13 protein-coding genes and 1 pseudogene are annotated in these 14030 nt (G+C 63.1%); 6 read left to right on the top strand and 8 right to left on the bottom strand.

What is annotated here, in order from left to right; translation table 11 throughout:
• Positions 1-71: 71 nt before the first annotated feature.
• Together greA and AC04SF_RS04395 are read right to left on the bottom strand one after the other, a co-directional pair.
• Positions 72-545, bottom strand: coding sequence for a transcription elongation factor GreA (gene greA / locus AC04SF_RS04400; protein WP_008877613.1), 474 nt, complete (start codon positions 543-545; stop codon positions 72-74).
• Between the two features lie 273 nt (positions 546-818).
• Complete coding sequence (locus tag AC04SF_RS04395; protein ID WP_095201798.1) at positions 819-1355, bottom strand: tetratricopeptide repeat protein; 537 nt, start codon at positions 1353-1355, stop codon at positions 819-821.
• Positions 1356-1498: 143 nt separating this feature from the next.
• Here AC04SF_RS04395 and AC04SF_RS04390 point away from each other — a divergent pair, with 143 nt between their 5' ends.
• From AC04SF_RS04390 to AC04SF_RS04380, 3 genes are all read left to right on the top strand, one after another.
• The gene (locus tag AC04SF_RS04390) at positions 1499-1924 is read left to right on the top strand and encodes a DUF3775 domain-containing protein (RefSeq protein WP_488476693.1); all 426 of its coding nucleotides are present in this window, start codon (positions 1499-1501) and stop codon (positions 1922-1924) included.
• Between the two features lie 606 nt (positions 1925-2530).
• Entirely contained in the window at positions 2531-3166 is a 636-nt protein-coding gene (locus AC04SF_RS04385) for an extensin-like domain-containing protein (protein ID WP_488476692.1), read from the top strand.
• Between the two features lie 101 nt (positions 3167-3267).
• The gene (locus AC04SF_RS04380) at positions 3268-4074 is read left to right on the top strand and encodes an extensin-like domain-containing protein (RefSeq protein WP_488476691.1); all 807 of its coding nucleotides are present in this window, start codon (positions 3268-3270) and stop codon (positions 4072-4074) included.
• 7 nt (positions 4075-4081) lie between these two features.
• On the opposite strand, the gene AC04SF_RS04375 is transcribed toward AC04SF_RS04380, so the two are convergent.
• Positions 4082-4795, bottom strand: coding sequence for a gamma-glutamylcyclotransferase (locus AC04SF_RS04375; protein ID WP_488476690.1), 714 nt, complete (start codon positions 4793-4795; stop codon positions 4082-4084).
• A gap of 111 nt (positions 4796-4906) precedes the next feature.
• Here AC04SF_RS04375 and AC04SF_RS04370 point away from each other — a divergent pair, with 111 nt between their 5' ends.
• Positions 4907-5617, top strand: a complete 711-nt coding sequence (locus tag AC04SF_RS04370) for an LssY C-terminal domain-containing protein (RefSeq protein ID WP_488476689.1) — start codon at positions 4907-4909, stop codon at positions 5615-5617.
• A 13-nt stretch (positions 5618-5630) separates the two neighbouring features.
• On the opposite strand, the gene AC04SF_RS04365 is transcribed toward AC04SF_RS04370, so the two are convergent.
• Together AC04SF_RS04365 and AC04SF_RS04360 are read right to left on the bottom strand one after the other, a co-directional pair.
• On the bottom strand, positions 5631-6188 hold the full coding sequence (locus AC04SF_RS04365; protein ID WP_488476688.1) for a zinc-dependent alcohol dehydrogenase family protein: 558 nt from the start codon (positions 6186-6188) through the stop codon (positions 5631-5633).
• A gap of 122 nt (positions 6189-6310) precedes the next feature.
• A pseudogene (locus AC04SF_RS04360) lies at positions 6311-6622 on the bottom strand (alcohol dehydrogenase catalytic domain-containing protein); the annotation flags it as partial.
• A 155-nt stretch (positions 6623-6777) separates the two neighbouring features.
• Here AC04SF_RS04360 and AC04SF_RS04355 point away from each other — a divergent pair.
• The gene (locus tag AC04SF_RS04355) at positions 6778-7692 is read left to right on the top strand and encodes a LysR family transcriptional regulator (protein ID WP_488476687.1); all 915 of its coding nucleotides are present in this window, start codon (positions 6778-6780) and stop codon (positions 7690-7692) included.
• Positions 7693-7765: 73 nt separating this feature from the next.
• Complete coding sequence (locus tag AC04SF_RS04350) at positions 7766-9076, top strand: hemolysin family protein (protein ID WP_488476686.1); 1311 nt, start codon at positions 7766-7768, stop codon at positions 9074-9076.
• 71 nt (positions 9077-9147) lie between these two features.
• Here the strand turns inward: AC04SF_RS04350 and AC04SF_RS04345 are convergent, their stop codons facing one another.
• Genes AC04SF_RS04345 through eglC form a run of 3 tightly spaced genes read right to left on the bottom strand, consistent with a single transcriptional unit; the run spans position 9148 to position 13745 of the window.
• Positions 9148-10470 (bottom strand): HlyD family type I secretion periplasmic adaptor subunit, encoded by a 1323-nt coding sequence (locus tag AC04SF_RS04345; protein WP_488476685.1) that lies wholly within the window; start codon positions 10468-10470, stop codon positions 9148-9150.
• Positions 10471-12216, bottom strand: coding sequence for a type I secretion system permease/ATPase (locus AC04SF_RS04340; RefSeq protein WP_488476684.1), 1746 nt, complete (start codon positions 12214-12216; stop codon positions 10471-10473).
• A 35-nt stretch (positions 12217-12251) separates the two neighbouring features.
• Positions 12252-13745: an endo-1,3-1,4-beta-glycanase EglC gene (gene eglC / locus AC04SF_RS04335; protein WP_488476683.1), complete on the bottom strand. Its 1494-nt coding sequence runs from the start codon at positions 13743-13745 to the stop codon at positions 12252-12254.
• Positions 13746-14030: the final 285 nt, after the last annotated feature.

Below are 14030 nucleotides of genomic sequence, written 5' to 3'. Positions count from 1 at the left end.
CGAATAGCGTGGTTCTTTCGGGGTCGCCCGCGACGAGCGGAGCGGCCGCCAGAGTGGAATTATCAAAGGTCCTAGATGAACTGCACCTGGACGATCTCATACCCCCTGGCACCGCCCGGCGCATTGACCTCGATGGCGTCGCCGACTTCCTTGCCGATCAGCGCACGTGCAATCGGCGAGGAGATCGAGATACGGCCGGACTTCACGTCGGCTTCCTGGTCGCCGACGATCTGATAAGTCTTCTTTTCCTCGGTGTCCTCGTCAACCAGCACGACGGTGGCGCCGAACTTGACCTTGTCGCCGCTGAGCTTGGTGACGTCGATCACCTCGGCGCGCGCGATCAGATCCTCAAGCTCGTTGACCCGGCCCTCATTGAGGCTCTGCGCCTCCTTGGCGGCATGATATTCGGCATTTTCGGACAGGTCGCCATGCGAGCGCGCCTCGGAGATCGCCTCGATGATGCGCGGCCGTTCTTCCTGCTGGCGCCAACGCAGTTCTTCCTTCAATGACGCGAACCCCTCGCCTGTCATCGGGACCTTGTTCATGATGCCTGACCTTTCCTGCCGCCACCCCCGCGTTCCGGGGGAGGCCTTGTCGTTGGGTACAAAAAGAAAACGGTCCGGCAGCCTCGGGCTAACGGAACCGTTTCACCGCAATTTGCCCCAATATAGCAATCTTCGCGGGTTTTTCACGCCCAAAAAAGCGGTTTTGCAAAAATCATCCCCGCTTTCACCAGAGGAGGCGGCTAATGAGGCAGGAGGCAATGAAAAAACGGCCGCGATTGCTCGCGGCCGCTTCGATAAATCTTGGGGGCCTGATCAGCTCCGCATGAAATGGTCGATCTGCTCGGACAGCATGCCGTATTCGCGCGATCCCTTGCCGGTGCGCTTCTCGATCTCCATCAGTTGCTGCTGGGCGCCGGCGAGATCGCCGATCTGCAGATGCGCCTCGCCGAGATATTCACGCACCAGCGTGTAATTGGGGTCGATGCGCAGCGCTTCCTCGTAATAGCCGAGGCCGACGGTGACACGACCGGAATGGCGGTGCGAATAGCCGAGATAGTTGAGAATGCGCGGATCCTGCTTGTTGGCGGCAAGGGTGAGCACCGAGATCGCCTCATCATAGCGCCCGGCCATCGCCAGCGCATGGCCTGCATCATAGATGCTGTCGTCGTCCAGCATGCCTTCCTGAGGTGCGACACACTTTTTCTTCTTCTTGTCCCAGACCTCTCCCTTCTTGCACTGGGTGACGGTCGCATCGCTGCCACCGCTACTGCCCGCCGCGAACACCGGGACGGCGAAGAACTGCAGCGCGACAAGAGCAGTCGCCGCCTGGATCAGCATTCTTTTATGCATCGAAGCCTCCTTGAGGGGTGAGAATAGAACACTAACGCCAAGCGCTCCGCGTTTCATCCCGGAAAAAAGCAGGGGTGGAGAACATCAGGTGACGGATGCCTGAAATCCGCTATCATCCGGCAAACGACTGACGGAGACGGCCCGTGCAGCGGCGGCTTGAAAAGGACTGGGAACTCTCGATCGGCCCCGACACCGTGCGCCTGTTTATCCTCAAGGCCAAGGCGCTGAGTGCCGCCGTCAACGAGGACTATGCCGACGGCGCCGAACACGAGATCGAATTCGACGGCGACACGCACGACAATCATCACCATGACGGCCTCGCCGAGGAAAGTTCGGAAAACCTGACCGAGGAAGAACTGCGCGAGCTGATCAACGACCTCAATGTCGATGAAGCCGCCGAACTGGTCGCGCTCGCATGGGTCGGTCGCGGCGATTATGACGCCGCGGAATGGGTGGATGCCCTGACGGCGGCGCGCGAACGCGCCAACAAGCGCACGGCCAAGTACCTGCTTGGCATGCCGCTGCTCGCCGACTGGCTGGAGGAAGGCCTCGAAGCGATCGGCGCGTAACGCTGCGGTAACCGATTGTGATCAGGGAAAGCGTCTGTCCAAGCAACTTCGGCATGCCGGCGCCGTTTCGGAGCGATGGCAACGCTGAGCTTTTCACGACTTTGCACCTTGGCGCTGCCTCTGGCGGCTGCGGTCCTGCTGGCGACGCCGGCCGACGCCAGACATCGTCACAGGCATTACCAGCCGCTATCCCCTCGGATGGATCAGTCGTCGACACAGCGTCTGGACCAGCCGCCGAGGGTCAAACAGCGCGTGAGAGCGCGGGGTAAGCAGCCGCCAAAGCAGGCGCCACAGGAAACGCAGGAGCAGCAAACCTCGTCCGCCACTGTTCCGGTGCCTGAGCCACGTCCCGCACAAGCGCAAAAGACCGACGCCGCAACGGTGGAAGTGCAAAAGACGGAAGGGCCAAAGACCCCCGACGCCTCCAACCAGCTCAATGAGGAAAAGTCTCGTCAGGCAAAGCAGCCACGCCCCGAGCCGTCAGCCTCCGAACCCTCGGCCCGAGAGCCGTCAACCGAGACCGAAAGCGAACCTGAGCCCCCAGCCGAGGTGCCGATCCCGACACAAAGGCCCGACACCGCGAAACCTGAGGCTCAGCCGCCGACGGTGGCCCCGCAGCAGCCTGAAAAACCGGCGGATGCCAGCGACGAGAGGATGCTTCCCGATCCGCGCTCGGCCGACCGGCCCGGCGAAAAGATGCCTGCCGAGCAAGTCGCCTGCCGCGAGCGGCTGAAGGCGCTCGGCGTCGAATTCGAGGAGCACAAGGCGGAGAGCAGTCCCGAAATCGGCTGCGCGATCCCCTACCCCATCATTCTGAAGTCACTTGGCAAGTCGATCGCGATTGCCCCTGGCACCGAGCTCAACTGTCCAATAGCCGAAGCGGCGGCGCGTTTTGCCGCCGACGTCATTCAGCCGGCGGCGAAAGCCGAATTCGGCGCCGACCTCAAATCGATCAACCAGGCCTCGGCCTTCGTCTGCCGGCCGCGCCACGGCACCAGGAAACTGTCGGAGCACGCCTTCGGCAACGCACTCGACATCGCCAGCTTCACCTTGTCGGACGGCAGGAAGATCGAAATCAGCCCATCGCCGCCGGAAAAGGACGCGGAATTCCTCAACGCCGTGCGCAAGGCCGCCTGCGGTCCGTTCAAGACCGTGCTCGGGCCCGGCGCCGACGCCGACCACGCCTTGCACTTTCATCTCGATCTCGAGCCACGCAGGCATGGCGGCACGTTCTGCCAATAGGATCGCCGCTGCAATTCAGCCTCAGGCGTGAACGGCGGTGCTGAGTTTTCCTTTACCCTTGATCGTTAAAATGCCGGGTATCCAGAACTAGGATTCTGCAAATGGCCGGCAAATTTCGCGCCGTGTTTTCCGCCACCGCGCGCCAATCGAAACCCGCGACACTGCTGGCCGCCGGCCTTGCCCTAGCCGCGGTTTCGGCCTGCAACACCGGCAGCGTGCTGTCGCTGCAGCCTGCCGTCGATGTCGGCGCGCAAACATCGGCCGTACCGCAATATACGGGCATGCAGCGGCTTGTCCCCTCCAACCCCTACATGACGCAGTCCGCCTATCCGCGCATGGATACCCCGATGTCGCCGGTCGAACAGATACCGGCCAGCGAAATCGATTGCCGCCAGCAGTTGAAGCGCTTGGATGTCGCCTATACCGACCTGGCGCCGATCCATGAGGGCCAGTGCGGCATCGACTATCCCGTAAAGGTCACGGCCATCGGCAGTGTCGAGATGAAGCCCGCCGCGACGCTGACCTGCGACATGGCCGCCACCTTCGCCGCCTGGACAAAGAACGAACTCGTTCCCTCCGCCCGCTGGCGCTACTTCTCCGGCGTCAAGACCATCCACCAGGGCTCGAGCTATTCCTGCCGCAACATCGCCGGCGAAGGTGTCTTGTCCGAGCACGGCAAGGGCAATGCGCTCGACGTGATGAGCATCGAGCTCAACAATGGCGACGACATCGACGTGCGCAAGCCCGGCCTGTTCGCCTTCCGCACGCGCGGCTTCCTCAACAATGTGCGTGCCGACGGCTGCCAGTATTTCACCACCGTGCTAGGGCCTGGCTACAATTACGACCACCGCAACCATTTCCACTTCGACATCAAGAACCGCAAGAGCGGGTACCGCGCCTGCCGCTAGCACTTGATCAGGCGGGCCCGGCGCCGGAAGCGATGATGTGTCGTGCCACCAGATCCTGGATTCGCCAGAGGTTCCGGTCGCGGATACCGCTTTCCTCCAGCTTGCTGACGGTCCTGAACAGATACTGCGCCGACGAGCCCCAATGCCCGGCGGCCCGCGCCAGCGTGTCCGCAACCTGCTCGGGCGCCAGCCGTCCTGCATAGGCCCTGCCGTCCGGCGCGGCGACGAAAGCCAGGGCGCGTAGCGGACCGTCCCTTGTCTGAACCTTGATCCAGCGCGGCACATTGGTTGGCGGGTTGGCATCGATCTCGCGGCGCATCAACTGGCCGAGTTGTCCGAAATGATCTTCCACGGGCAGCCGGTAAACAATGCCGTTGCAACTGCCACCGCGGTCGAGAGCCAGCATCAGGGCCGGCAATTCGCGGGTCCCACGCCAGCGCGTCAGTTTCAGACAGAATGAGCGGTGCCATCCTGGCGCCGTGGCCGGGCGCTGCTCGACCGGTACGAATTCAGGATTCCAGATCAGCGAGCCGTAGGCAAACACCCACAGCGCTTCAGGCCGGTATTGTGACAAGAGTTGCTCGACAAGGCCGTCGAACTCCGCATCGGTATGCTCGGCTGTTCCAGGCTCGGGGCCGGGATCCGGTTCGATGCGCTCGACCCGCGCGACAAGGTCGGCGGTCAACGCCATCGGTCCGCGGCCTGCCGGTTTCCCCTTCATTCCTGCCCCCCACGCAAAAACGATGGCCGACGATAGACCGGCTGCGCATCGCTGGCCATTGATTTCCAGAGACCGTCAGGCAACAGATACCGCACGAATCGAGCCTCCTTCATGAGCCAACGAAGCCTTCGGCGACGCGCGACAATCTGGCTGGCGTCCTTGCTGGGCGCCTGGGTCGCGCTTGCCTATATCGCCGCGCCGGAATTCTGGACATTTCGCGAGCGCGGCTTTCGCGACCAGCGCTTCGAAATGGTGACGCACACGCCGCAAGGCATTCCCGGTGACCCGATCAATATCGGCCTTGTCGGCAGCGAGAGAGAGGTGGTCCATGCCTTCGCTATTGCCGGTTGGGACACTGCTGACGCCGTCACCTTGAGAACCGCCATCGACATCGGCGAAAGTGTCCTGTTTTCCCGCCCCTATCCCGATGCGCCGATGAGCCGCCTGCTGTTCGAAGGCCGCGCCCAGGATCTCGCTTTCGAAAAGCCGGTCGGCGACAGCGCCGACCGGCGCCACCACGTCCGTTTCTGGCAGACAGACACGGTTGGCGACGATGGCCGCCCGCTCTGGCTGGGTGCCGCCAGCTTCGATCGCGGCGTCGGCCTCAGCCACGACACGGGCGCGATAACCCATCACATAGGTCCCGACATCGATGCCGAACGCGACTTCCTGATCGGCGACCTCAACGCAGCCGGTCTGCTGGCATCGACCAGCGAGATGGCAGGCATCGGCGCCACCAAAACCGGACGCAATGGCGGCGGCGACCCCTACTTCACAGACGGCAAGGCAATCATCGGGGTGCTGAAGCAGCAGCAGCAGTGATCGGACGCAGAGGTCAGGTCGTGCTGATCACGATCTTGCCGAACGGCCCCTTCTCGAGATGCTGCAAGGCTTGCGGCACCTCGTCGAAGCCAAAGACCTTGTCGATGACCGGTTTGATGCCGAGCGCCTCGATCGCCCGGTTCATCCGCTCGAAGGACCGGCGATGGCCGATCGACAGGCCTTGCACGGCGATACGGTTGCGCATGAAGGGCAGGATCGGGAAACTAAGTTCCATCGAGCCCAGGAGGCCAATGATCGAGAGCCGGCCGTCGGCGGCCAGCGCGTTCAGCGATCGCCGCGCATTGTCGCCGCCGACCATTTCCAGAATATGATTCACGCCCAGCCCATCCGTCAGCTCGCGCGCGGCCTCGTCCCATGCCGGCCGGGTGCGATAGTTGATCACCTGCCAGGCGCCGAACTTTTTTGCTCGCTCAAGCTTCTCGTCGCTGCTCGAGGTGACGATGGCGCGCAAACCGAACGCCTTGGCGAACTGCAGCGCGAACAGCGACACGCCGCCTGTGCCCTGGATGAGGATGGTCTGGCCCGCCACCGGCCTTGTCGCCTCGGCCATCGCAAACAGGCCGTCAGCGCCGCGATCGGCAGCGTCGCCGCCTCGATATCGCTGAGCGATGGCGGTGCCAACACAGCGGCGTCCTCGCCAAAGACAACATAGTCTGAAAGCATGCCCGGCAGCGAGGAGCCGAGCGTATGCTTGTGCAGCACGGGTGGCGCATCGCCATCCGGCCAATCGGCGATCACCTGGCCGAGCACACGCTGCCCTACCTTGAAGCGACTGACCGCGCCGCCGACAGCCACCACCTCGCCCACTGCATCCGATGTCGGCACAAAGGGAAAGGCCAGGTCAGGGATCAGCGTGCCATCCACGATGAGCTTGTCCTTGCAGTTCAGCGACACGGCTTTCGTGCGCACCAGAAGCTCGTGCAGCCCGAATTCAGGGATCTTGCCCGTCACCTGGCTCAGCTTGGACAGGCCGAAACCGCTCATCTGCCAGGATTGGTTGATTTGGGTGCTCATGTCCGTCGTGCTCCGTGATTGATGGCCACGCCAGACATTTATGCCTTTCAACTATGGAAAATAGGGCTCCCATGCGGCATATTGGATGACTGATTGAGGACTAGAATTCGCCAATTGGAATCGTCATGGAATCGGCTGACCTGCAAGGCATCGTCGCATTCGTCCAGGCCGTGGAGGCCGGCAGCTTCACCAGCGCCGGCGAGCGGCTGCACGTAACGAAGTCGGCGATCGGCAAGTCGGTCGCTCAATTGGAGCAGCGGCTCGGCGTTCGCCTGCTCAACCGCACCACCCGCAGCCTCAGCCCGACCAGCGAAGGCGTGAGCTATTATGAGGCCTGCGTCAGGGCGCTGGCCGAGATCGAAACGGCGCAGTCGCTGCTCGCCGTGCGCCGGCAGATCCCCTCCGGCCGGCTGCGCATCGACGTGCCGCTGGCTTTCGGCCGGCGCTGCGTCGCACCCGTCCTGTTCGAGATTTCAAGGAAATTCCCCGAACTGACGGTAGAAATCTCCTTCAACGACCGCCGCGTCGACCTGATCGAGGAGGGCATCGATCTCGCCATCCGCATGGGAGAACTGGACGACAGCCTGTCGCTTGCAGCCAGACGCATCTATGCCCAGCGCTCGGCCATCTGTGCCGCGCCAGCCTATCTCAGGGAACATGGCTCGCCGCGATCGGTCGACGATCTCGACCGGCACAGCGTCATAGGCTACGGCCGCGAGGGCATCGTCCGTCCCTGGGTGATCAGGCATGGCGATGGCCATCTGACCACCTTCGTCCCCAAGGCGCGGCTGGTTCTCGGCCATGGCGAACCGATGCTCGACGCCGCCCTTGCCGGCTGCGGCATCGCCTTCCTGCCGACATGGCTGGCTGCCGACAGCCTCAGGCTGGGCGACCTCGAAATGGTTCTGTCGGACTGTCTGGTGGAAAACGTCGTCGTGCACGCCGTCTGGCCGGTGACGCGCGCGCTCACGCCAAAGATACGGGTTGTCGTCGACGCTCTCGTCGAACATTTTTCGGCGCCGGCCTGGGACAAGGCCTGAAAGACAGGTGTCATATTCCAAAAATGGCGGCCCGCTATTTTCGAGCAGCCCGCGGCAATGCTATTGAGCCCTCATGCTATACGTTGAAATTGCTATCGTGGTCGTCCTCATCTGCGTGAACGGCCTTTTGTCGATGTCCGAACTCGCTATCGTTTCATCACGGCCGGCACGCCTCAAGGCGATGATCGACCGCGGCGTCAACGGCGCCGGCCGGGCGCTTGAGCTTGGCTCCAACCCCGGCAAATTCCTGTCCTCGGTGCAGATCGGCATCACGCTGGTCGGCGTGCTCTCCGGCGCCTTCTCCGGCGCCACGCTGGGCGACCGGCTGTCGGTGTACCTGGCCTCGGCGGGCATGCGGGAAAGCGTCGCCGACCCGCTCGGCGTCGGCATTGTGGTTGCCATCATCACCTATTTCTCGCTGATCGTCGGCGAACTCGTGCCCAAGCAGATCGCGCTGCGCGATCCCGAGCGCGTTGCCGCCCGCGCGGCTCCGGCCATGACCATCCTCGCCACCGTCTCGGCCCCGCTGGTGTTCCTGCTCGACATTTCCGGCCGCGCCATATTGTGGCTGCTTGGCCAGCGCGGCGAAAGCGAGGAGAAGGTCACCGACGAGGAGATCAAGATGCTGGTCGCCGAGGCCGAGCATCACGGCACCATCGAATCCGACGAGCGTCGCATGATCGCCGGCGTCATGCGGCTTGGCGACCGCGCCGTGCGCGCGGTGATGACGCCGCGCACCGAGGTCGACTGGATCAACCTGCAGTCCGACGACACGACGATCCGCAAGCTCCTCATGGAAACCCAGCATTCGCGCCTGCCGGCCGGCGACGGCGGCGTCGACGTCATGGTCGGCGTCGTCCAGACCCGTGACGTGCTGGCCGCGATCCTTGCCGGCCGCACGCTCGACCCGAGCAAGCATGTGCGCGCCGCCCCCATCGTCTACGACCAGGCCGACGCGCTGGACGTGCTGCACAAGCTCAAGGAATCCGACGTGCCGATGGCGCTGGTGCATGACGAATACGGTCATTTCGAAGGCATCGTCACGCCCGCCGACATTCTCGAAGCCATCACCGGCGTGTTCCGCGCCGACCTCGATGCCGGCGACGAGGAAAACGCCGTCAAGCGCGAGGACGGCTCATGGCTGCTCGCCGGCTATATGCAGGCAGACGAGATGGCCGAGATCCTGGGCATCGATCTGCCCGAAAATCGCGACTACGAGACCGTCGCCGGCTATGTGCTGTCGCACATGCACCATCTGCCCGCAACCGGCGAATGCGTCGACGCCCAAGGCTGGCGCTTCGAGGTGGTCGACCTCGACGGCCGCCGCATCGACAAGCTGATCGCCACCCGCCTGCCCGGCACTCACCGCGAAGCGGTGCGGTGATTGTTCGGTGTCGGCTTTTGGCCCTGGCGGTCATTGATGATGGGCCGGCGGATTGTCCGGCCCGCAAACCTCTACCGCTCCGTGAAGGCGCGAGCGAAGGAATCGAGCATCGGCCGTACCAGATACTCCAGGAATGTCCGGTTGCCAGTGCTGATGAACGCCTCGACCGGCGTTCCGGGATAAAGCTGCTCAGGCTTCACGCCTGGCGGCAGGTCGGCGGCAATCCTGAGTTTGACGCGGAAATAGGGCTCATGCGTAGCCTCGTCGACGAGCCGGTCCGCTGAAATCTGTGCCACGGTGGCTGAAACCTCGGGGGTGAGCCGCATGTTCAAGGCGGACAATCGCAGTTTCGCCGGTTGGCCGACACGGACCTGATCGACGTCTTTCGGCCGCAGCCTTGCATCGACAATCAGATCCGGTGCCGTAGGCAGGATCTCCATGATCTTTTCACCGCGCGCAATCACGCTGCCCCTAGCATTGTAGATCGAAGACACCACGATCCCCGCGGCCGGCGCCTTGATCGTCGTCCGCCGCAGCACCGCCTCGGCCGCCCTGACCTGTTCCTCGATGTCGGCCAAGTTGGAACGAACCTCGTCCAGCTTCGTCAGCGCCTCCTCTACGCGTTGCGTGGTCAGGCGCTCGGTCTGCTCCTGGGCTTCGACGATCTGGGTGTTGGCCACTGCGAGATTGGCCTCCAGCGCCCCGGCCTGCCCGACGAGATCGGCCTCGCTGCGCAAAAGCTGCGAGTATTCGCTACGATTGGTGAGGCCCTTGTCCAGCAGGCTGGTCTTGATGCCGAGTTCCTTCTTCACGATTTCGGCTTGTTGCTGAATGGCCTCTTTCTGGGACTGCAATGCCACGACCGACTGCCGATGCATGGCTACTCGTTGGGCGAGGATCGATTGTTCCGAGCGGAACCGGGCGAGTCTGGCGTCGAACTCCTTTTGCTGTTCTCGAATCAGGGTGTCGAAATCGGCCTGGAGCGATGCTGGCGCCGGTTTGGTGATTGGCGCCAGCCTGTCCAACCCGTCGCGTTCCGCCTCCAGCCGCGCCGCACTCGCCCTGAGCGCGATCGACTGTCTCGTCAGCCGGTTGAGCTCGGCCTGCGCGGCTGTCGGATCCAGCACGATCAGATCCTGGGCCTGTTGCACGCGATCGCCGTCATGGACCAGCAACTCCTTGATGATGCCGCCCTCGGGATGCTGGATCAGCATGTTTCCGCCGGTCGCCGAGATCGTGCCTTGTGTAATCACCGCTCCGGACAAGGGCGCGCTGACGGCCCAATAGCCAAGGCAACCCACCAACAGCGCTGTTGCCGCGTATCCGGCGAATGCCACACGCCTTATGTCGGTACGCGGGTTGCCCTCCCAGGCGAGGCTCTGCGCTGCCATCATCTACGATCCAAAGCGCATGTTATGCGTGCGGATCGTCGTGGCGAACGACCCGGTCACCACAGTATTCGGCTGCGCGGCAAAGCCCTTACCGACGACCGAATGCCGTAGCACCTCGCTGCTTGGACCGAAGGCTTCGATCGCGCCGCCGCGCAGAAGCATCACGCGGTCGCAGGACGCGGCAATCGAAGGGCGATGCGTGATCAGAACCATCGTGACGCCGGCCGCCTTCGCGGCGGCGAGTACCGCCTCGAGCGCCGCTTCGCCCGTGCCGTCGAGATGGGTGCTGGGCTCGTCCAGGACGAGAATTCTGGGATTGCCGTAGAAGGCGCGCGCCAGCCCGATCCTCTGGCGTTCGCCGCCCGACAGCGCCCTGTCCGACGGACCGATCAACGTCTGGTAGCCGTCCCGCTGCGCCAGGATCAGCTCATGCGCCTCAGCCCGCCTTGCCGCTTCGATGATCGCGGCGTCATCCGCATCGGGGTCGAAGCGGGCAACGTTTTGCGCGATCGATCCCGGAAACAGCTCCAACTCCTGCGCGAGGTAGCCGATGTGCTTTCCGAGCTGGTTTTCGTCCCAGGTCCTGAGGTCGGCGCCGTCGATCCTGACCGCGCCGCCGGTCGGCCGGGCAGCCCCTGCAAGCAACCGCGCCAGCGTCGATTTGCCGGCGCCGCTCGGGCCGACAATGGCCAACGCTTGGCCGGCGCCAATTTGGAAGTTCAGCCGCTTGAGGATGGGTTCGGTGCCAGGCTGCGCATTCGGCGCCATGAAGAAAACGTCCTGCACGGAAATCGCGCCCGCCGGATTGGGCAGCATCAGTTTGCGCGCTTCATCCGGACGCGCCGCAAGCGCCGTCTCCAGCCGTTTCCACGCGCGCCGGGCGTCGGCGATCTGCCGCCAGGCGCCGATCAACTGGTCGAGCGGCTGCAACGCGCGCGACGACACCAGCGAGGAGGCGAAGATCATGCCTGCCGTCATCTGCCCCTTGAGCACCAGCCATGCGCCGGCACCAAGGATCGCCAGTTGCAGCATCATGCGCAGCGCCCGCGAGGCACCGCTGAAGATCGCATTGGCACTCGAGGAACGGTCATGCAAGGTGAGTGCAGCCGCCACGTGCCGTCCCCAGACCCGCGCGGCGTTCTCCACCATGCCCATGGCGCGCAACGTCTCCGCATTGCGGGCAAAGGCCTGTTCCGCCTGGCTGGCCAAGGCCGAACGCTCCGCGGACAAGGCGTCGTTCCTGCCGATGGCAAGCTGGTTGGCCACGACCAGCAAAAGCAGAAGCGCCGCGCCGGCGACCGTCACCCAGAACAGCACCGGATGGATGAGATAGAGCAAAGCGAGGAAGACAGGGGCGAAGGGCAGGTCGAACAACACCGCCACACCGCGCGACCTGATGAAGGCGCAGACCGAGGCAAGGTCGCGCAGCGGCGACAAGCCGCCGGCATATTTTGCGCCAAGCGAAATGGCGAATGTGCCGGCACCCAGCTTCCGGTCGACGGTCGCCGCAACGCGCTGCGTATAAACGGCGCGGATCGCGTCCAGCAACCCGAGGAAAGCGAGCGCGAGAACCGCGATGAGCGAAAGATAGACAAGCGTTTCGACGCTGGAGGACGGCAGCACCCGGTCATAGACCTGCAGCAGGTAGAGTGGAATCACCAACAGCAGGATGTTGATCAACAGCGAGAAGACGCCGACATCGGCGATGGCGCGCATGAAGACCGAACGCAGGCCGGATGGTCCAGTCATTTCCGCATTCCCCGACGCTGCATGATCCCGAGACCTTACGCGTGGCCCCCGAACTCGGAACCGCCGTGCAGCGTGCTGTTGCTGTGCGTTGCGACACTGTGCGTGGCGGTGCTGCTGCTGGTGATGTTCAGGGCGTTTGCCGGGGCACTGTCCAGCGTATAGGCGCGGACGTAGTCGATCTTCATCTCGGCCGGCGTGGCCAAATGGTCCGGAGGGGTGCCGGCCAAGCCGCCGACCGCGAGGTCGACCAGCATGTACATGGGCTTGTTCATGTCGGAAGGCGTCGCCGCTTCCGCGACCTCGACACCGTCATAGGTCCAGACGAGCTTGTCCGGCGTCCAGAGCAGGCCATAAGTGTGGAAGCCGTCGGGGTTCGAGACACTCACCGTCGACGTGACCTTGGTGTGCGTTCCGGTCTCATTCGAGTGCGCCGTCATGATCAATGAGTTCGGGGCTTGGCCGATCGTCTCCACGACATCGAGTTCCGGCGGCCACGAACCGTCTTCCGGAAGCAGCCAGAAGGCCGGCCAGGCGCCGGCGTGCTCCGGCAGGTCGGCCCGCATTTCGAAATAGCCATAGGTCTGCGAGAAGGTGTCGTGGGTCGTCAGTATGCCGGAGGTGTATTCGTAATTGTTGATCAGCGGCTTGATGTCCGCCGGCGCCTGCGCCGCGGTGATTGTGAGCACGCCGTTGTTCACGCTGAATGGGTGTACGGAACTCGTCGGTGCGTAATTGGCGTCGATGTACCACTGCAGTTCGCCATTGCTGATCAAGGTGCTGCCATTCGGCGCTCCCCACCAGAAGTTGGTGTCCCACGTGCCGCCCTGGCTATTGTGAAGATTCAGCGTGTTGAAATCGTCGCTGAAGGACAGGCTCATTGCGGACTTGTCGATCGGCAATTCGAACTGGCTGGGCTGCAGCTTGTCGATGGTCGTGTCCTTGAACTCGAGGATCTCGCCGGACCCGAGGTTCAACAGCACGTTCGATCCCGCCTGGATCATGCTCGAGTGGATGGCGTCGAACGAAGTGAACCCATAGCCATTCAGGCGAACGGTGTCGGTTGCGGCAAAATTCGCGATCAGGTCGCTTCCATTGCCTTTCGAGACGATGAAAGTGTCGTAACCGCCGCCGCCATCGATCAGCACATCGTTTCCCGCGCCGCCGTCCAGCGTCTGGTGCCCGGCCTTGGCGGTGATGATGTTGTCCAACCCATTTCCGAAGGCATAGTTGTTGGCGTTTGTGACGACGAGGTTCTCGACATTGTCGGGCAGCTTATAGCTCATCCATGTGCTGATCGTGTCGATGCCTGCCCCGGCGGCCTCGGCCACCTTGTTGCCCGCCGCATAGAGGTAATAGATGTCATCGCCTGTGCCACCGTGCATGGTGACGTTGACACCGGATGCTCCGTAGAAGGAATCGTTGCCGGAGCTGCCGTACAAGTCCGGCCCGGCCCCTGCCGCCGAGTACCAATGGGTGGAAGCGCCGCTGTAGGGAAGAGGAACACCCAGGGCGTTGACGAAGAAGCTCATCGGATAAATCCTCCTCGTAATGCCTGGCCTGCCTGGATCGTTCCCAGGCGGCCGCATCCGGACCAAGATCGCCATGCACGATAGCGTTCCATTAGCTTGCCACAGAGTTCCCCATTGCATCGACCATTCAGTGACGTTTTCCGACCTGGAAGCACACCAACCCGACGCATGGTCTACAGACTGTAATTCGACCGACGAAATATTTAATAAAATTTTATAGAAGACAGCAATCTACTTATGAAAATATTTGGTTCAGGTCACACAGAAGCGCTCCCTGCTTTTGGA

The organism is Mesorhizobium sp. CNPSo 4671, assembly GCF_057784245.1.
This window is presented reverse-complemented; position numbering and strand designations above follow the sequence as displayed.